Here is a 22,254-nt window from a genome sequence, read left to right on the forward strand (position 1 = left end):
GCTGCTCGTGAGAGCGAGCGTTTCAGGCGAGGCTGTTGCCGGTCTGGAGATCGAAGAGGCCGGCCCTGGCGACGTCGAAGCCGAAGCTCAGCGGGCCGCCGGGAGCAAGGCTCGGGCGATCGCGCAGGACAGCGACGACCGGGGTATCGCCGGCCTGCATCTGGACGTGGGTTTCCGCGCCCGTGGGCTCGACGGTGCGGATTTCGGCGGCGATGCCGTCGGACTTGATGTGGATGTGCTCCGGGCGGATGCCGAGCTGGATGGAGCGGCCCTTATAGGCAGCGGCGCGGCCAGGGAGCGACCAGAGCGTGCCGTCGCGGCCCTTGAGGGCGGCGGCACCGGCATCATCGACCACCACGCCCTCAATGAGGTTCATGGAGGGCGAGCCGATGAAGGAGCCGACGAAGCTGTTGGCGGGGGTATCGTAGATTTCGAGCGGCGTGCCTATCTGCTCGATCCTGCCGGCGCGCATGACCACGATGCGATCGGCCATGGTCATGGCCTCCATCTGGTCGTGTGTGACGTAGATCATGGTGGAGCCCAGGCGCTGGTGCAGCGCCTTGATCTCGCTGCGCATCTGCACGCGCAGCTTGGCATCGAGATTGGAGAGCGGCTCGTCGAAGAGGAAGACGGCAGGGTTGCGGACGATGGCGCGCCCCATGGCGACGCGCTGGCGCTGGCCGCCGGAGAGCTGGCGCGGATAGCGATCGAGGAGCGGCTCGAGCGCCAGGATGCCGGCGGCGCGGTTGACGGCGTCCTCGATCTCCTTGCGGCTGCGGCGGGAGAGCTTGAGGGCGAAGCCCATGTTGTCGCGCACGGTCATGTGCGGATAGAGGGCATAGGACTGGAACACCATGGCGATGTCCCGCTCCTTGGGTTCTAGCTCGTTGACGACGCGGCCGCCGATATCGATGTCGCCATCGGTGATGCTTTCGAGGCCGGCGATCATGCGCAGCAACGTGGACTTGCCGCAGCCGGAGGGGCCGACAAGGACCACGAACTCGCCGTCCTGGGCGGCGAGCGAGACGCCGTGCAGCACTTCCATGGTGCCGTAGGACTTGACCGCGTTGCGGACCGTTACACTTGCCATTCGTCTGGCTCCCGTGGTTGCGCCGCTAGCGGCCGCCCATGCCGGCGTTGAGGGCAATGCTGTTGTAGATGAGCTTCTGCAGCAGGATCGCGAGGACTATGCCGGGAAGCATGGAGAGGGTGGCGCCGGCCATGATGTAGTTCCAGGCCGTCGCCTGCTGGGTCTGGAAGAGGGTGAGGCCGACCGGCAGGGTGGCGTTCTCGGCGCCCGTCATGACGATGAGGGGCCAGAGGAAATTGTTCCACTGCGCGATGAAGGTGAAGAGCGAGAGAAGGCCGATGGCGGGCATCGACAGCGGCACGATGATGCTGACGAGGATGCGCAGGCGCGAAGCGCCATCGACGCGCGCGGCCTCTTCGAGCTCGTTGGGGATGGAGAGGAAGAACTGGCGCAGGAGGAACGAGCCGAAGGTGCCGAAGGCGACCGGCAGGATGACGCCCTGGAAGGTGTTGACCATGCCCAGGCTGTTGATGATGAGGTAGAGCGGGATGATGAGCATGATGCCGGGCACCATGAGCGTGCCGAGATAGCCCATCAGCAGCAGGTCGCGGCCGGGGAATTTGAGGCGCGCGAAGGCGTAGCCGGAGAGGCACGAGACGACGACCGTGATGGCGGTGACGCTGGCCGCGATGATGAAGCTGTTAAGGAAGAAGCGGCCGAAGGGCTGCTCGGTCCAGGCCTTGGCGAAATTGTCCCATTCGAAGACCGTCGGCAGCAGCCGGACAGGGATGGCCAGCACCTCGGCATTGCTGCGCACGGCGTTCGAGACCATCCAGAAGAACGGGAAGAGGAAGAGCAGCGCCACCAGCGCCAGCGCGCCGTGATTGAGGATATCGAGCAGCAGGGCGCGGCGCGCGGCGGCGGCCTTGGACCTAGTTGTCATAGTGCACCCATTTGCGCTGGAGCCAGAACTGCATGGCGGTGAGCGCCATGATGAGGGCGAACATGACCCAGGCGATGGACGAGGCGTAGCCCATCTGGAAGTTCTGGAAGCCCTTCTGGTAGACGGCGTAGCCGAGGGTGGCCGTGGCCGAGCCGGGGCCACCGCGGGTCATGACGTAGATCTGGTCGAAGACCTGGAGCGAGGTGATGGCCGTCATCACCGTGCCGAAGAAGAGGGTCGGCGAGATGAGCGGCAGGCGGATTTTCCAGAAGCGGTCCCAGGCGGTGGCGCCATCGATGCGGGCGGCTTCGAGGTAGCTGGCGGGCACCATGTCGAGGGCGGCGTTGAAGAGCACGGTGTTGTAGCCGACGCCGGCCCAGAGCGAGACGACGACCACGGCCTGCATGGCGAGGGTCTGGTCGGTGAGCACGCCCGGCACGCTCCAGGAGAGCGCACGCATGACTGTTTCGAAAAGGCCGCCGGGCGCGAACATGAGCATCCAGACGATGGCGACAGCGATGGTCGGGGTGAAAGTCGGGAGGAAGAAGATCACCCGGAACCACCGCTGCCCCACCTTGAGGCTGGATATCCAGACGGCCAGCCCCACGGAGATCACGATGTTGAGCACCAGGTACTCGGCGGTGAAGAACAGCGTGTTGCGCAGGATGGTCCAGAACTGCGGATCGGCGGTGAAGAGGCGCACATAATTGGCGACGCCCACGAATTGCGGTTTGCCCAGGAGCTTCCAGTTGGTGAAGCTGAGTACGATCGAGGCGACGATCGGCAGGACGAGGAAGAGCGTGACGCCGATCAGGCTGGGCAGCAGGAAGAAGAAGGCGGTGCGCCCTTCCCTGGCGTCCAGACGGCTGCGGCGACGCGTGGTGGCGGCCGGCGCCGTTTCGGCGGCGGTCTCTTGCGCGATGGTCATGGGCTCCTCCCTTCCGGCCGCGCCTCCGCACGCGGCCGGCAGTTTCGGTCGCCCGGCCGGACCAGCCGGCCAGGCGGCTCAGCTTACGGCAACTGGCTCTGGATGTCCGCGAGCGTGGCGTCGGTGGTCTTCTCACCGGTCAATGCCAGAGGCATGTACTGGGTGATGAGGTTCTCGAACTCGTTCCAGTTCTCGTTGATGCGGAACGGGGTCGAGTGCTCGAAGGCATATTCCAGCGCCTCGCGGGTACCGCCCACATCCTTGGCGGCGACGTCATACCAGTAGGTCTGTTCGGCAAGGCGGCCCGGCAAAGCGCGGCCCGCCGAGGCCAGGATCTGGGCGGCCTTGGGGCCGGTGAGCACCTGGAGGGCCTTGTAGGCCTCGTCCTTGTGCTGGCTGGCGGCCGAGATGCCCCAGCCGGAGCCGGCGGTGATAAAGCGCGAAGCGCCCTCGCCGCGCGGGAGCGGGGCGACGCCCATCTTGAAGTTGACGGCATCCTTGGTGGAGATCAGCGACCAGGGGCCATCGATATACATGGCGGCATTGCCGGAGGCGAAGCGGCCGCTGGCGGTGGCAGCGTTGGTGCCCGAGGCGAAGACCGGGGAGGCCTTGTCCTTGGCGACGAGGTCAACGAGCTTGCCGACGGCGCCTTCATAGCCGGCATTGGTCAGGTCGAACTGGTCGCCGTCGTTGAAATATTCGGCGCCGAGGGCAACGGGCGCGGCGATGAAATCGAAGGCCTGGACGGCGTAGCCGTAATTGTCGCCGGCGGTGAGCTTCTGGGCGGCAGCCTTGAAGTCATCGAAGGTCCAATCCATGGCAGGCTCGGAAAGGCCGGCCTCGGCGAACTTGTCCTTGTTGTAGAAGACGATCCACGGGCCGACGTCATAGGGCAGCGCATACTGGGCGCCGTCATGCGACAGGCCCTTGATAATCGAGGATTCGAAGACGGACGTATCGAACTTGTCGGAGGCGAAGTGCTCGTCGAGCGGTTCGAGCAGGCTGTAGAAGCTGGGCATGCGCATGGACTGCATGGCCACCAGATCCCCGATCTGGCCGGACGAGGCGAGCACCGGCAGGCGCGTCCAATAATCGTTCCAGCCCGAAATCTGCGGGGTGACCTTGATGTTGGGATATTCAGCGGTGACGAGATCGGCGAGGCTCTGCCAGAGCGGCGTGTCCTTTTCGTCGCCCCACATCTGCCAGGTCAGGTTGACCTGGTCCTGGGCATGGGCGGCGCCGATGGCGAACAGAGAGCTGCCGGCCATGGCCGCTGCAGCCAGAACAATCGATAGTCTCATAATGGTGTCTCCTCGGTGACTTTGTGATTATGGGTAGTCGTTGTTCATGACCCGGGCTTGTCGCCCGGATTGGATGCGGCCCCTCCTCAGGCCGCGACCAGCACCTCCAGATCGGCGATCATGGCGATGAGTTCGGCACGCTGGCGCCCCCAGGCCTCGGCATCGTGGCCGGGCTCAAGAATGGCGGTCATGCGGGAAAGGAAATCGGGCGGAAGCCGTTCGAGCTCGGCGGCCATCGGCAGGTTCCAGCCGTCGCCGGGGAAGTAGACCCGGTTGAGGGCGAAGACGACCTGAAGGATAGCGTTGGCGAGCTTGCCGGTGAGCCCGACGAGGAAGACGAGGTCGCGGCGGGCGACCTTGCTCTCGTAGTGATAATCGGCGGCCCAGTATTGGAGGATCTCGCCGTATTGGCGCAGGATCGAGGCGCGCAGCGTCTCGGGATAGGTGGCCAGTTGCGCCCGCCAATCGGCGAGGAGGCCCTGCGGATCGTAGATGATCTGCTGGTTGGCCAGGTCCGTGGGCAGGTGATAGCCCCAGATGGTCCATTCGAAGGTCTTGGGCACGGCGGTGCCGGAGATCCAGGCATCGAGATCGCGCCGGACGCCGGCATAGCTGCGCATCCAGACGCCATCCATGCGAAAGCCCTCGGCGACCCAATCATGCATGGCCGCCTCGAACCGTTTCCACTGCACGCTGTCGCGGACCTCGGGACCGCGATAGGCGTTGGCATAGACGCGGAAATCATAGTCGGACTTGAGGTCGGACCGGCGCTTGCCGCGCGACCCGGCCAGAGCGACGGCGCCGCATCCGTCCTCGGCCAGGTCGGCGATAAGCGGGGTCATGGTCGCGATGAGTTCAGCCTCGCGGCTCATGGCAACACCCGGTGCTGTGCCCTCGCGCTCCATCAGTCCTTGAGGATCAGCTCGACCACGGGCACCACGACATCGGGCTTGATGACGGGGAGCTCGAGCGTGAGCATGCCGTCGCCCACCGCCACGCCGATGTTGGAATCGACCTCGGCATCCGGATCGAGCCACTGGATCTCGCTGGCATCGTGCAGGAACTGGGCATACTTGATCTTGCGGCCCAGGCCTTCGATGTGGATGTGGCGGAACGGCCAGTTCTGGATGTGGAGGTAGAGGCGATTGCCGCGCTGGGTGAAGCGGCAGCCGTTGGGTGCCTTGTATTCGGACGGGCCTGCTCCGTAGATCGAGCGGCCGTTGAGGTGCATCCAGTCACGATAGGTTTCGAGGGATTCGATGGCGCGGGCATCGAAGGTGCCGCGGGCGGTGGGGCCGACATTCATCAGCAGGTTGCCGCCGAGCGAAACCGTATCGATGAGGATGTTGATGAGCTGGGGATCGTCCTTCCAGGTGCTCTCGTCGCGGTGATAGCCCCAGGAGCCCGAGAAAGTGTGGCAGACTTCCCAGCGCACGGACTTGCCGTTGATCGTAGGCGCCACGCGCGGAGTATATTGCTCGGGGGTCGCCAGGTCCTTGGGGAAGTTGCCGTCGGCAGGCAGATCAAGGCGATCGCCGACGATGATATCGGGCTGGAGCTGGCGCACGAGGCCGATCAGCTCTTCGCTTTCCCAATCGGCCCGACCCTTGCCGGGCATGCCGCGATATTCGCGCCTGGGGTAGCTGAAATCGAACCAGATGACGGAAATCTCGCCGAAATTGGTCAGCAGCTCGGTGACCTGGTCGCGCATGTATTGCGCGTATTTGCGGACGTCGCGCGTCTTGTTCATCTCGAGCGCGTCCGGATGGTTGCGCAGCGGATGGATGCCGTCGATGGGGAATTCGGGATGGTGCCAGTCGATCAGCGAATAGTAGAAGCCGACCTTGAGGCCCTCAGCGCGGAAGGCCTCGACATAGGGCTTGAGCAGATCCTTGCCGTAGGGCGTGTTGGTGGCCTTGTAGTCGGTGAACTTGCTGTCCCAGAGGCAGAAGCCTTCATGGTGCTTGGCGGTGAGGACGACGTATTTCATCCCCGCCTCGCGGGCGCGGCGCGCCCATTCGCGCGGGTCGTAGAGATCGGGATCGAAGTTCTCGAAATACTTCGCGTAGTCCTGGCTGGATATCTCCTCGCGGTGCTGCACCCATTCATGGCGCGCGGCCAGCGCATAGAGCCCGAAGTGAATGAACATGCCGAAGCGTTCGTTCGTGAACCAGGCCTTGCCGTCCGTGGCACCGCTGCTGGCTATGAAAGCCTTATCCAATCCATCCTCCTCTACCAGTTATCGAACCGGTTCGATTATTATCCTCATCGGAGGGGCGCTCGAAGTCAAGACGGAATCTGGATTGGCCGGCGCGGTAACATTTGCCATTGCATAAAGGGCTGCAAATGGTAGGTACATCGTGGAAAAGGTTAAGGAGTTGAGGCGTCTATGGCGGTGCGAAAGCCGTAGAAGCGGTTCGAGAAACCAATGGCCACCATTCGAGATGTCGCCAAATTAGCCGAGGTTTCCGTTTCGACGGTGTCCCTGGCACTGAGCAATCCGGGCCGCGTCAGCCAGAAAACGCTGGAGCGGATCAGGGATGCCGTGGCGGCCGTGGGCTATGTCGCGGATCCGCTGGCGCAGAGCCTGGCCAAGGGTCGCAGCCGCATGATCGGCTTTGTGGTGGGCAATGTCGGCAACCCGTTTTTCGGCGATATCCGGCGCGAGCTGGAGAACTACGCGCTCGAACACGACCATTTCGTGCTGATCACCGATTCTTCGGGCAAGCCCGACCGCGAGCAGGCGCTGGTGGAGCATCTGATCGGGCTCAAGATCGCCGGGCTGGCGCTGTCGCCCTCTTCGTTCGGGCCGGATTACGTGAACTTCATCGAAGGGCTCAAGGTGCCCATCGTCTGCTTCGACCAGAAGGTGCGGGGCATCGAGCGCGACTTCGTGGGGTCGGACAATTACCTCGCGGGCGCGATGCTGACGGAGCACCTGCTGCAGCTCGGGCACAGGCGGATCGCGTTCATTGCCGGGCCACAGCATATGCACACGGCCTCCGAGCGCTATCGCGGGTTCGTCGAGACGATGGCGAGCGCGGGGGTGGACGTGAACCCGAATTACGTCGTCGACGGGCAGTTTACGCGCTCGGCGGGATATGAGGCGGCGATGCGCCTTTTGATCCAGCCGGAGCGGCCGACGGCGATACTGGGGGCCAACAACGCCGTAGCGCTGGCGGCGTTGCAGGCCATGCAGGAGCTGGGGTTCAACTGCCCGGGCGACATCTCGCTGGCCATGATCGATGACGTGCAGTGGAGCAATGTCATCACGCCGCGCATCACCATGGTGGTGCAGGATACGCTCAAGCTGGGCGGCATCATCGCGCGGCGGCTGCTGCATCGCATAACCAGCCCGGCGGGGGCGGAGGAGCCGCCCGAGGATTTCGTGCTGGCGCCCAAATTCGTGCCCGGCAATTCCTGTCGCCGCCTCTAGACCGTTGTTCTGACCGGCGACTTCTGGCCTAATCGCGTTTTCAATGGGTTGGGGAACTCGGGACATGCCAGCATCTTTCAAGCCGCCATCGGTGGCGGGTCTTTCACGCCGCAGTTTCTGCGGGGCATTGGCGGGCGTATTGGCCCTGCCGGCGACGCAGGCGCTGGCGCAGACGGAATGCGCCGTGTTCACGCCCGAGCGGCAGAGCGCGGTGGCGCCGGCGGAAGCCATCGCGATGCTCAAGGCGGGCAACGCGCGCTTCACCAGCGGACAATCGATCAATTGCGACCTGATGGAGCAGGTCCGGGAAACGGCAGACCACCAGTCGCCGTTCGCGGCGATCGTGGGCTGCATCGATTCCCGCGTGCCGCCGGAACTGGTGTTCGACCAGCGGCTGGGCGACGTGTTCTGCGCGCGGGTGGCGGGCAATTTCGTCAATGTCGACATCCTGGGCAGCCTCGAATATGCGACGGCGGTGGCCGGGGCCCGGGCCATCGTGGTGCTGGGGCATAGTTCGTGCGGGGCGATCAAGAGCGCGGTGGATGGCGTGGAAATGGGCAATATCACCGCCCTCCTCCACAACCTCGCGCCGGCGCTGGCAACGATCGGGCCGGCGGATGGACCGCGCAGTTCGAGCAATCACGAGCTGGTGCAGAAGGTGGCCGAGGAGAATGTGCGGCTGACGGCGGCGGGGCTGGCTGAGCGCAGCCCGATCATCGGCAAGCTGGTGGAGGCGGGAGAGCTCACCATCGTGCCGGCCATGCACGACCTCAAGACCGGCATCGTGAGCTGGCTGGTCTAGGGTTCCGTACTCAATTGCACCGCTAGATGAGGTTGCGATGGCCGCCCCACCCACCGGACTTCCCCCGGACTTGATCCGGGGTCCATTGCCACCCTCCACTCGAGTGGAGCAATCCGTGGGCCCCGGCTCTGCGGCCGGGGAAGTTCGGTGGTTGTGGCGCGGCGGACTGTCGGATGGGGAGATAGCGCTCTGGGGGCGCCGGGACTTATTGAGTACGGACCCTAGGGCTCGCGGGAGGCCTGGATGCGCAAGGCATCGCGGGCGGCGGCCTGGCCGGCAATGGCATCCTGGAAGCCGGTGGCGGCGACGGCGGTGAAGATCTGGTCGGCCTCGCGATAGCGGCGCAGGTGGTAGTAGGACCAGGCGCGCAGGACGAGGAGATCGTTCTGCTCGGGGGCGTAGCGCGAGCGTTCATCCAGCGCGCGCAGGGCGTTGCGGTAGTCGCCGATCTCATAGGCGGCGAGGGCCGCGCGGGTGTGGATGGCGACCTGCAATTCGTTGATGCGCGCCTGCGAGAGCGGAGCGGAGGAAGACGCGACCATGGCATCCGAGGGCAGGCCCAGGCGGATATAGGCGAGGGACTGCCCATAGGCGGCATCGCTGCGGGTCTTTTCGCTCGATGAATTGAGGGCGCGGGCGAAGTTCGCGACGGCGTCGGAGGGACGATTGAGGTCCATCAGGCACCAGGCGCGGGCCAGCGCCCCGGCGGGCGAGAGGCTGGCGGGGGGAACGTAGGTCGAGCAACTTCGACTGCCACTGCCGGTGCCGCTGCCAGTGTTGGGAGTGGGCTGTGGCTGGACGACCGCCATTGTGGCGGCGGGTTCGGGGTTGCGTGCCGGCGCTACCGGAGCGGGCGTCGGGGCGACTTCGCCGCGCTGGCCGAAACTGGCGATGCGGGCGGAGCGGGCGCTCCATTGCGACTTGATCGCGCGGACGGTTTCGGCGTCCTTGAGGGCATCGCTGGTGACAAGAAGGCCGTAGGCCGAGGGCTCATCCTGCGGGTCCCAGGTGGTGGCGAGGCGGAACCATTGGGCCGCCGTCTGCGGCTGGGAGAAGGCGTAAGCGTACCAGCCCAGCTCCTGGGCGGTGTTGGCATTGCGGGCTTCCATGGTGGCGGCGACGACGCGGTTGAGCACGACGGCTTCAAGCTGCGGGCGCGGCTCCTGCGAGAGCAGGGAGGCGGCGGCGGTGAGATAGAGCGTTGTCAGCTCGGGGCTGGCGGTGCGGTAATCAGCGAGGATCGCTTCGGCCTGACCGGGCTGTTTCTGGTCGAGCAGCGCGACGGCGAGGCCGTGCGCGGAGAGCTGGCCGGGATCGGCAGCGGTCGCCATTTCGAACCATTGCTGAGCGTCGGCGGGACGCTTCTGGTTGAGGGCGTACCAGCCGAGAAGACGCAGGTCATCGGGGGCCTTGGTCTGGCGAGCGCTGCTGTCGAGCAGCTTGACGTCTTCCTCGCCCGCGCTCGAGGACTTGCCGGTGAGGACATCGGCGAGCGCGTTGCGGGCGAGCGAGAGGCGAATGGAGGCGAACTCCCCTGCCCCATCGGTCCCGACGCGTTCGAGGGCGAAGAGCGTATCGAGCTGGGTGCGATCGAGCAGCGCCATGGCCTTCTGCATGGTGGCGAGGCGGATCTGCGGATCGGCGCAGTTGGTGAGAACGTATTTGTAGGCGTCGAGGCCACGCGAGGTCCGCTCGGTCCTGATGAGGGCCTCGGCCACGCGCCAGAGCGAATCCACGCTTTCGCAGGTCAGCAGTTCGGGCGTGTTGGCGGCGATGCTGACGACGGTTTCGTACTGGCTGGCATCGGAGGCATTGCGCAGGCGCATGCCGGCTTCGCCGACATCGAGGCTGTGGAGCAGATCGGCACTGGGCGTGAAGGCCGGATCGGCGGCCTGCTTGGTGGCGATGGCGGCGCGGGCGGCGGCGTATTCGCCCTTGCCGTAGAAATCCCAGATCTTTTCGATATCGGGATCGGGCACGTAGTCGTTGGCGAGGAGATTGGCCGGCGGCTCCCAGCCGGGATAGAGGGCCTTGAGGCGCGCGATTTCGGCATCGACGCGCTTCTGGTCGCCCTGACGGGCGAAGTAGCGCAGCGCGGTTTCATCGACCTTCTGCTGGGATTGGGCAGCCGGCGGCGTGGTGGGCGCCTGGGCGGGCTGCTGCTGCGCCTGCGTGGCGGTGGCCAATGCGAAAAAGGCCAGGGAAAGGGTGGCGAGGCGGAGCGCCTTGATCATCGCGAATCCTCCGTCAGGCATTGGGCGCGCTCACGCCGCAGGAAATCGAGGGCCAGCAATTGCAGCGTGGCGGCGTAATAGCTGGTGGGCGCAAAGCGGCTGGCATCGGCCGGAACCGACTTGCCGTCGAGTACGCAGGCAAGGGCGGCGCCGATGAGCTGGTAGCCGGGCTCGGTGAGGTGCTCCTTGACCTCGCCGGTCGTGACGTCGATGCGCTTGAGGCCATCGTCATCGGCCATGGCGCGAAACGGTTCGAGGGCTTCGGCGGGGGCACCGGCGCGCATGAGATAGAGCGGGACGCGGATGTTGTTGTAGCCGAACTCGGGCGGGAAACCATCGGCGGGGCGCGGATCGTCTTCGGCCAGGGAAACCCAATCGGGCGGCAGGCCGGCGGTATTGTTGGCGCTCAACGACAGGAGCTTAAGCTCATCCTCGCCGACGGATTGCCAATCGGTATCGGGGTCGAGCTGCTGGAAGACCGGGCGGGTCTCCCAGATCCAGTAGGAGGGATTGACCACGGGGGCGTCGTCGCGGTGACCGACGGCAAAGCCCTCGACGCCCGGCAGGGTGACGCGCAGGCCGTTGATCTGGACAAGGAGATCGTCGCCAAGGGCCGCGACGATGCCACGGGCGGCTTCGAGCTTGCCCGGATCGTTCCAGGCCTGGCCGGCAAGGCCGAGGGCATAGGCGATGAGGATGTCGCCGTCGCTGGCATTGTTGGTGTCGGTGACGTGGGGGGTCTTGTCCTCTTCCCAGCGCCAGGCAGCGAGGCCATCGGGGCGCACCATCAACTCGGTGCGGGTGAAGGACCAGATGGCCTCGAAGGTCGGCCGATCGTCGGCGAGATAGGCAAGGAGGAGGCCATAGCCCTGGCTCTCGCTGTGGCTGATATTGCCGTTGGCCGTGTCGACGACGCGACCGGTATCGGTGACGTAGTTCTGCCGATAGGCGCTCCACTCATCGGGGCGGATGGTGGGGGCGCCGAGTGCCGGGGCGGCGGCGAGAATGGTGGTTGCCAGGGCCATCGCCATCCTCATGACTTCCGGCCTACGGTCTTGAGCAGGCCCCAGGTGGCCAAGGTCAGCAGCACGGCGATGGCTCCGAGGAGGAGTGTGAATTCCAGAATGTTGCTCGATAGCCAGTTGGCGGCAATGAGCCGGTAATTGGTGAGCGAGGGCGGTTGCGTCTGCACCAGCGTGACGCGATTGGGCGTGATGGAAACGACGGCGGGATCGTCGGCGCCCAGCGCGCTGACGCGACCGGATATGGCGCGCCAGTTGACGGTTTCGGCGAGGCGCCGGGTGGCATCGAGGAAATGGGTTTCGTCGGGAATGGTGAGGTAGGTCCAGACGCCGCCTTCGGGCTGGCGAACCTGGGAGAGGATGACGCCATCGCGCGATTGCGGCACGAAGGCGCCGTCATCGGCACGCACCAGCCAGAAATTCTGCGGGCGCAGGCCGAGACGATCGGCGAGCCAGGCCTTGATGCCATCGAAGGGATTAGCGGAATTGCCCGAGGACTGGCGGAAGCTGTCGAGAAGGGAATCGTCGCCGACGCCGCCCGAGCCGACAGTGCCAGCAACGCCGCTGCGCCGGACGAGATCGGCGGGGAGCGCGGCGAGGGGCGCAACGATGATGGCGTCGCGATCGGGCGTGGGGCTGGCGGACATAGTGAGCGGCATGAGCGCGCCAGAGGCGACAGCGGCGCGGGCGACCACGGTCATGGCGGAGGCGAGCGTGGGACCGCCCTCGCCGACATAGACCTGGGCCGAGCCTTCATCGGCATAGGGCGCGCCGGTGCCGGCAAAGGCCGAGAGATCGGGGAAGGCGCCGATGCGGGCGAAGTCGGGCATTTGCAGGCGCGTATTGGCCGAGATGACGAAGCGCGTGGGCGCCATCTGCGTGAGGCCCGGCGGGCAGGCCTTGTCGGCCTCGGTCTGGAGCAGGACTTCGAGCTCGACCTTGTTCCGCCCCGGGCGGAAATTGGTCATCGGGATGTTGATGGGGGTATCGCGCGAGAAGCCGCGGCCAAGCCGGAGCACCGGGGTCGAGGAGGCGATCTGGCCGTTCACGTAGACATTGAACTGGCTTTCGGGCAGCACGTCGCTCGAATAGGCGGCGTTGAGCATCAGCGTCGCCTGGCCGAACATGTTGGAATAGAAATCGGGCGGGAGCGCGAATTCGAAGCCGGTGGTGTAGCGGCGGCCGTTGAACTCGGCCGTGCGCACGCCGACGTCGCCGAGCACGATGCGACGGGCATTGTCGAGCCGCAGGATGGGATAGGCGAGATCGGCGCGGCGCGGGAGCATGGTGGGGTCGGCATCCGGATCGGCCTTGCCGATCTCGGCGGCCGCGGCCTCGACGCCCTTCCAGTCGGGACCGGTGAGGACGAGGGTGTTGGCCGATGCGCCCTGCTCGAAGCTGGCGACGGGCTGGCCGGTCCCCTGCCCCGCAAGCGCGGCGGCATCGGCGGGCAACTGGGCGGCGGGAGCCATCACGACGTTGAGGTGGCCGGGCGGGGTGGCGGCCGGGAGGGTATCGGCGATCTCGATGCGCAGATCGGGGACGTGGAGGGCCTTGCCGAGATTCTGGGCGAGAACCAGGCCGGCCTGGCGCGCCTCGGGACTATCCTGGAGGCCTGGCGCGAGAAGGTGGACGGTGGTGCGGCCATCGGCATCGACGCCTGTGGCGGCCAGTTCGCCGACTTCGGTGAGACGGACCGCGTTGGGATCATCGAAGCGGATCGCGGTCCTGGCGGGATCGAGGCGGGACCACAATTCGTAGGTCGAGGCGACGCTGCAATCGGTGCGGTGGCGCTGGGTGGCGAGGAATTCGACGATATTGGCGCCGGGCTTGAGGACGCCCGCCGGGATGGCCTCGCTCAGGTCCTGCGTGCTGGCCGAGGAGGCGATGGGCGAGGAGAGCACGGTGGTGCCGTTGATATCGACGCGCAGTTGCGAGGCCTCGGGCGAGACGACGAGGGCGTTGAGATAGCCGAGATCGAGCTTGGCGGGCGACGCGGCCTGGGCGGGCGTGAGGTAGAGGCTGACGCCCTGGCGGGCCTCCTCGCCGTTGAGTTCGAGCGTGTCGAAGGGGATGAGGAAGCGCGTGGCGCTGGCCGGCGCGGGCGGAGCGGGTGGCGTTTCGGTGGGCGCCGGGGTGGCGGGCTGTTGGGGTGGCGGCTCGGCAGTCGGCGGCGGGGCCGGCAGTTGCTCGTTGCCGCGTTCGGGAGTCATGTCGAACGGAGCCGGCGCCTGCGCGAGGGCGGGAAGGCCCAGCGCCAGCAGCAGGATGGCGACGGCGGTGGAGGTCGCGGAACGGCCCCGCATCAATTGCCCTCCGCCACGCGCCGGCGGGACGAGGCGCCGCCGGCAAACCGCAGGAAATAGCCGAGGCCGCGACCGGTCTGGTAAACGGCGAGGCCGAGGAAATGCAGCGTGCCGCCGATGACGCCGATATTGACCTGACGGCTGCGCTGCTGGGCATCCCACACGGCCGAATTGGCGTAGAGGAGATCGGCCATCAGGCGATAGTCGTTGACCTTTTCCGGCTTGAAGCGCGCACCGAGCGTCACCTGCTTGCCGCTGCCGGCGACATTGCGCAACAGCACCTCGATCTCGTTGTCGGGGATGTCGGAGAGCGGCACGAAGCGGATCCTGGTGGTCGCTTCGCGGACGAGGCCGGCCCCGGGACCGGAGAGCTTGATGCCGACGCCGCCGCTCGACACGTCGGTGATGGTGCCCTTGATCCAGGAGCCATCGGGCGCCAGCACTTCGCAGCGGCGATCGACCGTCACGCGACGGCTGGCGCGGGATTCGCGGCGCTCGGATACGACGCCGAGGGCGCAGCCGGCGAGGATGAGGTTGAAGACGTTCCAGCCGCCGACGACGAGGGTGATTTCGGCGCGGTAAGGCTCGGTGATGACCTTGTAGGCGGTGAAGGCGAGCGCCAGCACGAGGATGAGGAAGATGACGTAGAAGGGCCGCGCCAATTCTGAGAGGCGCGCCTCATCGACGGATTCGTCCTTGGCGGTGACGCGGAAGGTCGGCTTGCTGGGGTTGCGGAAGACCGAGATGATCGCAGGCGCCAGGTGCACGGACTGGATGTATTCGTAGAGTTCGGAAATCCACGGCCAGCGCCAGCGGCCATAGAGCGAATTCTGCATCACCAGGTTCACCAGCACATAGGTGAGCGTATAGGCGACGAACTCGCCACCCGAGGCGGTGAAGATTTCGAGGTTGAAGAAGAGGTAGCAGAACGGCGCGAAGAGGAAGATGAGCCGCGTGAAGGGGAACAGCCAGAACAGCGTGCTCGAAAGATAGCAGATGCGCTGCGGCACGCGCAGGCCGCGCTTGAACAGCGGAAAGCTGAACAGCAGGATCTGCATCATGCCCTGCGCCCAGCGCGTGCGCTGGCCGATGAAGCTGGCGAAGGTAGCCGGCTGGAGGCCTGCGATCAGGGGCTTGTCGACATAGACGCTGTTCCAGCCATGGGCGTGAAGATCGATGGCGGTCTCGCAATCCTCGGTGATGCTGCGGCCGGAAAAGCCGTTGCCGGTCATCAGCGCCTCGCGGCTGAGGAGCGCCGCGGAGCCGCAGAAGAAGGCGGCGTTCCACTTGTCGAGGCCGCGCTGGATGACGCCGTAGAACATCTCGTTCTCGGACGGCATGCGCTGGAAGGTGCGCAGGTTGCGCTCGAGCGGATCGGGATTGAGGAAGAAGTGCGGTGTCTGGACGAGGAAGAGCTTCGGATCGTCCGCGTAGTACGGAACCGTCTCCTGGAGGAAGTCGCGGGCGGGGGCGTGGTCGGCGTCGAATACGGCGACGAGGTCGCCGGTGGAGTTGGCCAGGCCGTTGTTGAGGTTGCCGGCCTTGGCGTGCTCATTGCGGTCGCGCGTGAGATAGCGGACATCGAGTTCGGCGCAGAGGCGGCTCAACTGCTCGTAGCGCTCCTGGGCGGCTTCGGCGGTGTCGGGATTGGGCGAGTTGCGCTTTTCGAGCGTACCGCCGTCGTCGAGCAGCCAGACGGTGAGCTTGTCGGCGGGGTAGTCCATGCCCTTGGCGGCCGAGAGGGTGCCGGCGAGGAGCGCATAGTCCTCGTTGTAGGTGGGAACGAAGACATCGACCGTGGGCACTGGCGCGCCGGGTTCGAGCCGGCGCGACTTGCGCGGGGTCATGGGGCTGGAGACGACGAAGAGGCTGAGCGCCAGCATCATGATGCAGTAGAGCTCGGCGAGATAGAGCAGGAAGGCGGGGATGAAATCGCCCCATTGCTCGATGGGCGGCAAAGTGCTGGTGGTGCGCCAGTAGGCGTAGCGGAGCACGATGGCGGTGCCGAGTGCGAGGAGCAGCAGGCGCCAGAGCCCGCCGAGGCGAAACACCTTGATGATGCTCATCAGGAAGATGAACACGACGGCCGTCACCAGATGCACCTGCAGGCTGACCGGCAGGGTGATCACGACAACCATCGCCAGCGTCGCCACCAGCCAGGCGAGAATGGTCAGCGTCTTGCGCACCCGATTCCCCTCTTCAGTTTGCACCTGCCGGTGGTGGAGGCACCAGGACGGCCGGCGCGGTCTGCGTCGCGGGCGGCGCAGGCACGATCGGCCCGGTTGTGCCCGTGGACGTGCCCGGCGCCGGAACGATGGGCGTTCCGGGCGGCAGGACAGGAGTTTCAACGGGTTTGGACGCGGCCGGTTGCCGCCGCGGGACGGCCTTGGGCTGGCTGACTGGGGTTACGGTTGCGAAACCCTCAACGCCCTGCGGCTTAATCGGCACAAAAATGCGCCCGATCTGCGCGGGTGCGCGCCAAGGATCGAAGACGTCGGCATTGATGCGCAGCTGATACATGACGCCGAGCAGCGATTCCTCGCTGCGGGCCTTGTCGCACAATTGCAGCCGCACCGAGATGGCGCCGCGCTTGAAGGCGCCGGACGGGCGCGTGGTGGGCTCGATGCGCTGCCAGGCATAGACGCAGGTATCGCCCGCGGGAGACCGGCCGGCGGCGTAGCCGAAGGGGCCGTAATCGTTCTGCACGTAATAGGGCGAGAGCTTCATGTTGGCCTGGGGCCAGGCGGCACGCGCCTCGCTCATGAGGTCGAGTTCGACGAGCGGGGTATCGGCCAGTTCGCCTGCCGAACCATCGCCGCCAGCGGCCTTGAAGAGCACGATTGTGATCTTGTTCTCGCCGGGCGTGCGCGCCTGCGTAGCTAGCGAGATTTCCTGCCGGATGGCATTGGCGAAGGTCGTCTGGACAACGCCCAGAATGCCGGGACCGCCGGGCGGCGGGTAGATGAGTGCACCCACGGGCGCTACCTGCGCCGCGGCCTGCGTCTGAAGCGCAGGCTGCTGGCTACATGCCGACAACACAAGGGCAGCCAGGCAACTGGCCGCAACAACAAGCCCACGCCCCCGAGGGAGGGCGCATCGTATAAGGCTCATTCCGTTTCAGTCCTCCACCGCTGAGACTGCTCGGGAAATCAGAGCCTTGCCAGCCTGTCATTGTCGTTGGGCCGCATCAATCCAACCCGGAACGTTTCCTGTGGGTTTGAACCGAAGTGTGTCGTCGGCGCAGCAGATGGGTGTGGAACCGCGCGGGCGCACGCAAGTTGTCCCACGTGGCGCTTGTCCACGTTTGGACGAACTCCTCCCTTGACCTTTCGCCGCGTGCTTTTACCGAAGCCGCGGCGACTTTCTTTTTCGCGTCGGTCAGTTCACGGACACGAAATTGCCGCCCAGATCGAACCAGCAATTGAAGAACGTGGTGCTGCCGTCACGCTCGAAATAGCCCTGCGACACGTATTGATTGCCGCTCTTGAAGGCGGCGTTGGCGGTGATGCTCTGCGGGCGCACGCCGAACTTGGCGGACGCTTCGCCGGCGCAGAAGCGCGGCATCAGATCGGTGGAAACGGCGTCGGCGGCCTGGGCGGCCGGTGCCGCGGCACGCGGTTGCGGGCGAGCTTGGGCGGCGGCATTTTCGACGTAGATGGTGAGCTCGTAGTTGGCGCGCTCGTTGCGGCGTGCGGCGTTGCGCATCAGGTAGACGTTGATCTCGTACTTGCCGCTCGAGGGAATCTGGAAGCTGGAGCTGTTGCCCGAGACCGAGCCGATGAAAAGCGCCTGCGAGGCGCCGGGCGCGGTGATGTTGAAGTAGTTGCCGGGATTATCGGTATCGAGCTGCACGCTCATGGTCTGGCCGGCGGCGACATCCACGAGATAGCGGACGCCATCTGAGCCACGGATGGTGCCATCGATGCTGGTACCGCTGGCGCCGCGCGGAAACTTGACGTTGACCGCCTTGCTCGCGGCGAAGGCGCCGCCAGCGAGGGACATGCAGAGGAAAAGGGTAAGGAACGCGGTGATGACCGTGCGAAATGTCATGGCGAACTCCGTGTTTCGAGATGGCCAGTATTTTCGCATGGCGCCGGGCGCCGCGACAGGGGCAAAAGCAACGACCCCCGAGGCTCCCCCTCGGGGGTCGTCGTCGATCGCGGCAGGGAGCGGTTCCTGTCCGGCGACCATCCTTGTTGCGGAGAAGATGGCGCAGGACCTGAACCATCGCGACCGCGAATGCCTGTCGGGCCCAGCGGACGGACCGCAGCAAAAGCGATGCCGACGATCAAGATGGGCGGGTTACAGGGTGACGGTGACATTGGGCAGATCGACGGGGAGGTTCTGACCATCTAGTCGACTCTTTCGCGTTCGATCGGCATTGCCGCCGCCTCCCTCCCGATGCAGACCACAATGCAGAAGACGTGTTTAGGTTTCATAACTAGTTGAAAAATAACATTAAAATTAGCGAACGACGATTGTAAGGAAACTGTAATCCGGCGCGAACGGAACCCTGAACGGGAGCGCAGGCTTAACCCTGCATCGGGAGCTATGAACCCAGGAGGGTGCCATGGACAGCGAAGCCAGCCACGACCCGCGCTATCACACGCAACAGATGCAGGAGCGCTTCCAGCAGTTGATCGACCACCTGCGCGAAGACATCGACAAGGTCGACGAGCTCCGGTTCAAGGCGATGTTCGAGACCTCGGCCGAAGTGCTGGGCGGGCTCAAGAAGGCCTTCGGCGACTACGAGAAGAAGAACGAGAGCGCGTGGCGTTAGCCGAATGGCGCGCCCGGCTTGCGGCGGGCTGGGGACGCTCCGGCAGGCGCGCAGGTACGCTCGGCGGCGACGTAGCGCTTAACCTTGACGGCAACGGACAGACCTCGGCAGGCGCGAAACTGGGGATTTCGGCGAACTTCCGAGGGAGACACCGGCAAGGTTGAAAAAGGGCCGCCCCGCCCGGGCGGCTCTTTTCATTGGGTGCGGTCAGTCGCTCTTGCGCACGAAGGTGCCCAGGCCGTTGTCGTCATAGGCCTCGATGGTGACCCGGTCACCGGAGAAGTCGACGGCGGAGAGGGAGCCGAGAAGCTGGGCGTCGTTGAAGGGCTCGAAGACGAAAGTATCGGCGTCCCAATGGCGGGCGGTGAACTGCACCTGCCCTTCGGGGCCGAACTTGAGGAGGAGGGCATCCTCCGGCCCCGGGGCGATTTCGAGATCGCCGAAATAGGCGTTTTCGTAGCGGCCGGCATAGGCGGAGGGTGATTGGGCAGGGCGTGCCGGATCGGGCGGCTGGAGTTTGGCAAGGCGCCCCTGTGGTTCGAGGACCGGAGCGAGACCGGCCTTGTAGATGGTCCACCAGTCGCGGGTCGGATTGCCGGCGAGGACGATGTCGGTGAACTGGGCGGTGATGGCATCGGCAACGCCGTTGGGCGTGGCATTGACCAGCACGACGATGCCGACATTGGCATCGGGGATCAGGGTCATGGCCGTGGCCGAGCCCCAGGAAAAGGCGCCGCCATGGCTCCACACGACGTGACCGGGCACGGGGCTGCTGAGGAACATGCCGTAGCCGTAATAGCCGCCGGTGGCGCGCAGGTCGGGCGCTTCGGAGATCATCGACTTGGGCGTGACCATCGGGGCCAGCGCGGCGGCGGGGATGGAGAGCTTTTCGGTGCGCCCGTCGGCCAGCATGAAGGCCATCCAGCGGGCGAGATCAACGGCGGAAGACGAAACGCCGGCGGCGGGCGAGGTCCGGTCGGTATTGTAGGCGGAGGACCAGTGCGAAAGGCCGGTTTTCGTCCTCTCCGGGCCGACGACATATTGCCCCTCCTCCCAGACGTGGCCGACCGCGTGGTTGGGTTGCTTGCGGAAATCGTCGAAGCGGGAACTCGTGGAGGCCATGCCGAGGGGAACGTAGAGGCGATCACGAGAGAGATCGGCCCAATCTTCGCCGGCGATTGTGGCGACGGCCTCGGCGGCGAGGGTCATGCCGTAATTGGTATAGGCATAGCTGGCGCGGAACGCCCCGAGCGGCAGATAGCGCAACGCATCGAAGACTTCGCGCTGGGAATAGTCGAACTGTTCGAGATCGTCGCCCGCATGATCCGGCAGGCCGGTGCGGTGGGAATAGAGATCGCCGATGGTGACGTTGGCGCTGACCCACGGATCGCTGAGGGTGAACCAGGGGAAGATTTCGCGGACCTTGGTATCCCAGCCGACCTTGCCGTCGGCGATCACGCTGGCAATGACGCTGGCGCCAATGGGCTTTGACATGGAGGCGAGCTGGAAGACGGTTTCGGGCGTTACCGGCTCACCGGTTTCGAGGTTGCGGACGCCATAGCCACGCTCGAAAACGGTCTCGCCGTTCTTGACGACAGCGATGGCGAGGCCGGGCACCTGGGTTTCCTCCATCAGCGCCCGAATCTGGTCATCGAGCTGAGCAATCGCAGCATCGACCCGGCTATCCTGCGTCTCCTGCGCCAGGACGGGCGCCGCAAGAAGCATCGCCAGGCCGATCCCGCCCAGCCCGCGAAAGCAAACGCGATCCATCACTTCTTCCCCCAAAAGCATTGCGCTTTCACCAATGGAAGACGTAGCCGCAATCGATGAGAAGAAAAAGTCAGCAACAGCCTTCGGCGATTGCGACAATTGGAGGGAAGATGGAGATACGCAAAGCCCTCCTCCCACTTCTCATATGTAGCGCGCAAGGGGCTTGCTTCAAGGACCGGGTCATCCCGTACAAACACCGTCCAACCTGATCTGGGAGTGCGGAATGGCGGCGGTTTTTGGGATGGATGACCGGGCGGTGGTGATTGCCGGGGGTGGGCCGACGGGGTTGATGCTGGCGGGGGAGCTGGCATTGGCCGGGGTCGATGTGGTGATCGTCGAACGGCGCGAGAGCCAGGAGCTGGTGGGGTCGCGGGCGTTGGGGCTGCATGCGCGGACCATCGAGGTGTTGGACCAGCGGGGGATCGCGGAGCGGTTTCTTGCGGAAGGCTATACGGCGCAGGTGGCGGGCTTTGCGGGGGTGAAGCTCGATATCGGGGACTTTCCGACGCGGCATCCCTATGGGCTGGCACTGGTGCAGAAGCATACCGAGCGGATACTTGCCGACTGGGTGGAGGCGCTTGGGGTGCCGCTCCTGCGGGGGCGCGTGGTGACCGGGTTCGCGCAGGACGAGGTGGGTGTCGAGGTGGCGCTCGATGACGGACGTGTGCTGCGGGCGCAATATCTCGTGGGGTGCGATGGCGGGCGAAGCGTGGTGCGGAAGGCGGCGGGGATAGCCTTTGCCGGATGGGACCCGACGATCAGCCACCTCATCGCCCAGGTGGAAATGGCTGAGGAACCGCAATGGGGGTTTCACCACGATACCACTGGCCGGCACGCGATTTCGCGGCTGACGGCCGATGGGCCGGTGGGCGTGATGCTGACCGAGCCCGATGTGGGCGAGAAGGGTGAGCCGACGCTGGACGATCTGCGCACCGGCCTTATCCGGGTCTATGGCACGGATTTCGGCGTGCATAGCCCGACTTCGATTTCGCGGTTCACCGACATGTCGCGCCAGGCGGAGCGCTATCGGGAGGGGCGCGTGCTGCTGGCGGGAGACGCGGCACACATCCACTACCCGGTGGGCGGCCATGGGCTCAACCTGGGCGTGCAGGATGCCGTCAATCTTGGGTGGAAGCTGGCGCAGGTGGTGAAAGGCGTTTCGCCGGCCGAGCTGCTCGATAGCTATCACGCGGAGCGATATCCGGTGGCGGCGCGCGTGCTCATGGAGACGATGGCGTCGGTGGCGGTCAGCCGGACGGACGAGCGATCGCGGGCGCTGCGGGAGCTGGTTGCCGAAATGCTCGGGCTTGAGCAGGCGCGCAAGTATATGGCCGGACGGATGTCGGAGCTCGATATCCGCTATGATTTCGGCGAGGGCCATCCGCTGCTGGGAAGGCGCATGCCCGATATCGAGGTGATGACTGCGGAGGGCCCGTTGCGGGTGTTCACGCTGTTGCATCGCGCCAGGCCGGTGCTGCTTGACCTCGGCGGGCTCGATGGGTTCGACGCGACGCCGTGGGCGGAACGCGTGCAGGTCGTCGCGGCGCGGTATGAGGGCGATTGGGAATTGCCGGTGATTGGCGCGGTCGCCGCACCGGGCTCCGTGCTGGTGCGACCGGACGGGCACGTCGCCTGGACTGGGCGCGATCCGGCGGGGCTCAACGAGGCGCTGACGCGATGGTTCGGCCGGTAGGAGCCGGAC

Annotated in this window: 17 protein-coding genes; 4 read left to right on the forward strand and 13 right to left on the reverse strand. The window is 65.6% G+C overall.

The genetic code is table 11. The features are described 5' to 3' along the window. Window positions 1–22: 22 nt before the first annotated feature. The 6 genes from JNE37_RS02980 to JNE37_RS03005 all read right to left on the reverse strand — a co-directional run bounded on the left by JNE37_RS02980 (window position 23) and on the right by JNE37_RS03005 (window position 6,351). On the reverse strand, window positions 23–1,090 hold the full coding sequence (locus JNE37_RS02980) for an ABC transporter ATP-binding protein (RefSeq protein WP_203065257.1): 1,068 nt from the start codon (window positions 1,088–1,090) through the stop codon (window positions 23–25). Between the two features lie 25 nt (window positions 1,091–1,115). Beyond that, a complete protein-coding gene (locus JNE37_RS02985; protein WP_203065258.1) occupies window positions 1,116–1,973 on the reverse strand; it encodes a carbohydrate ABC transporter permease in 858 nt (285 codons plus the stop codon). Continuing rightward, on the reverse strand, window positions 1,963–2,901 hold the full coding sequence (locus JNE37_RS02990) for a carbohydrate ABC transporter permease (protein ID WP_035036876.1): 939 nt from the start codon (window positions 2,899–2,901) through the stop codon (window positions 1,963–1,965). The genes JNE37_RS02985 and JNE37_RS02990 overlap by 11 nt, the downstream gene beginning before the upstream one ends. Before the next feature lie 83 nt (window positions 2,902–2,984). Beyond that, window positions 2,985–4,202 (reverse strand): ABC transporter substrate-binding protein, encoded by a 1,218-nt coding sequence (locus JNE37_RS02995; RefSeq protein ID WP_035036874.1) that lies wholly within the window; start codon window positions 4,200–4,202, stop codon window positions 2,985–2,987. An 86-nt stretch (window positions 4,203–4,288) separates the two neighbouring features. Beyond that, window positions 4,289–5,074, reverse strand: coding sequence for a DUF4037 domain-containing protein (locus JNE37_RS03000; RefSeq protein WP_203065259.1), 786 nt, complete (start codon window positions 5,072–5,074; stop codon window positions 4,289–4,291). 32 nt (window positions 5,075–5,106) lie between these two features. Then, window positions 5,107–6,351, reverse strand: a complete 1,245-nt coding sequence (locus tag JNE37_RS03005; protein WP_081840746.1) for an alpha-L-fucosidase — start codon at window positions 6,349–6,351, stop codon at window positions 5,107–5,109. Window positions 6,352–6,630: 279 nt separating this feature from the next. Between JNE37_RS03005 and JNE37_RS03010 the strand changes: the two genes are divergently transcribed. Then, window positions 6,631–7,638 carry a LacI family DNA-binding transcriptional regulator gene (locus JNE37_RS03010; RefSeq protein ID WP_035036868.1) on the forward strand — a complete coding sequence of 336 codons (1,008 nt, stop codon included), beginning with the start codon at window positions 6,631–6,633 and terminating at the stop codon, window positions 7,636–7,638. Window positions 7,639–7,702: 64 nt separating this feature from the next. Further along, window positions 7,703–8,440, forward strand: coding sequence for a carbonic anhydrase (locus JNE37_RS03015; RefSeq protein ID WP_203065260.1), 738 nt, complete (start codon window positions 7,703–7,705; stop codon window positions 8,438–8,440). Window positions 8,441–8,661: 221 nt separating this feature from the next. On the opposite strand, the gene JNE37_RS03020 is transcribed toward JNE37_RS03015, so the two are convergent. From JNE37_RS03020 to JNE37_RS03045, 6 genes are all read right to left on the reverse strand, one after another. Next, complete coding sequence (locus tag JNE37_RS03020) at window positions 8,662–10,674, reverse strand: tetratricopeptide repeat protein (protein ID WP_203065261.1); 2,013 nt, start codon at window positions 10,672–10,674, stop codon at window positions 8,662–8,664. Further along, window positions 10,671–11,699 carry a family 8 glycosyl hydrolase gene (locus tag JNE37_RS03025; RefSeq protein WP_246513481.1) on the reverse strand — a complete coding sequence of 343 codons (1,029 nt, stop codon included), beginning with the start codon at window positions 11,697–11,699 and terminating at the stop codon, window positions 10,671–10,673. The genes JNE37_RS03020 and JNE37_RS03025 overlap by 4 nt, the downstream gene beginning before the upstream one ends. An 8-nt stretch (window positions 11,700–11,707) precedes the next feature. After that, window positions 11,708–14,002: a cellulose biosynthesis cyclic di-GMP-binding regulatory protein BcsB gene (locus JNE37_RS03030; protein ID WP_203065263.1), complete on the reverse strand. Its 2,295-nt coding sequence runs from the start codon at window positions 14,000–14,002 to the stop codon at window positions 11,708–11,710. Then, on the reverse strand, window positions 14,002–16,188 hold the full coding sequence (gene bcsA / locus JNE37_RS03035; protein ID WP_203065264.1) for a UDP-forming cellulose synthase catalytic subunit: 2,187 nt from the start codon (window positions 16,186–16,188) through the stop codon (window positions 14,002–14,004). Before bcsA ends, JNE37_RS03030 begins: the two co-directional genes overlap by 1 nt. Before the next feature lie 13 nt (window positions 16,189–16,201). Further along, on the reverse strand, window positions 16,202–16,978 hold the full coding sequence (gene bcsN, locus JNE37_RS03040; RefSeq protein WP_203065265.1) for a cellulose biosynthesis protein BcsN: 777 nt from the start codon (window positions 16,976–16,978) through the stop codon (window positions 16,202–16,204). A 402-nt stretch (window positions 16,979–17,380) separates the two neighbouring features. Then, complete coding sequence (locus JNE37_RS03045) at window positions 17,381–18,052, reverse strand: hypothetical protein (RefSeq protein WP_203065266.1); 672 nt, start codon at window positions 18,050–18,052, stop codon at window positions 17,381–17,383. A gap of 520 nt (window positions 18,053–18,572) precedes the next feature. On the opposite strand from JNE37_RS03045, the gene JNE37_RS03050 reads away from it, so the two are divergent. After that, window positions 18,573–18,782: a hypothetical protein gene (locus tag JNE37_RS03050; protein WP_203065267.1), complete on the forward strand. Its 210-nt coding sequence runs from the start codon at window positions 18,573–18,575 to the stop codon at window positions 18,780–18,782. A gap of 207 nt (window positions 18,783–18,989) precedes the next feature. On the opposite strand, the gene JNE37_RS03055 is transcribed toward JNE37_RS03050, so the two are convergent. Then, complete coding sequence (locus JNE37_RS03055; protein WP_246513630.1) at window positions 18,990–20,552, reverse strand: serine hydrolase; 1,563 nt, start codon at window positions 20,550–20,552, stop codon at window positions 18,990–18,992. 241 nt (window positions 20,553–20,793) lie between these two features. Between JNE37_RS03055 and JNE37_RS03060 the strand changes: the two genes are divergently transcribed. After that, on the forward strand, window positions 20,794–22,245 hold the full coding sequence (locus tag JNE37_RS03060) for an FAD-dependent monooxygenase (RefSeq protein ID WP_203066305.1): 1,452 nt from the start codon (window positions 20,794–20,796) through the stop codon (window positions 22,243–22,245). Window positions 22,246–22,254 lie beyond the last annotated feature (9 nt).

Origin of the sequence: Paradevosia shaoguanensis, assembly GCF_016801025.1 — a bacterium.
Taxonomy (GTDB): Bacteria; Pseudomonadota; Alphaproteobacteria; order Rhizobiales; family Devosiaceae; genus Paradevosia; species Paradevosia shaoguanensis.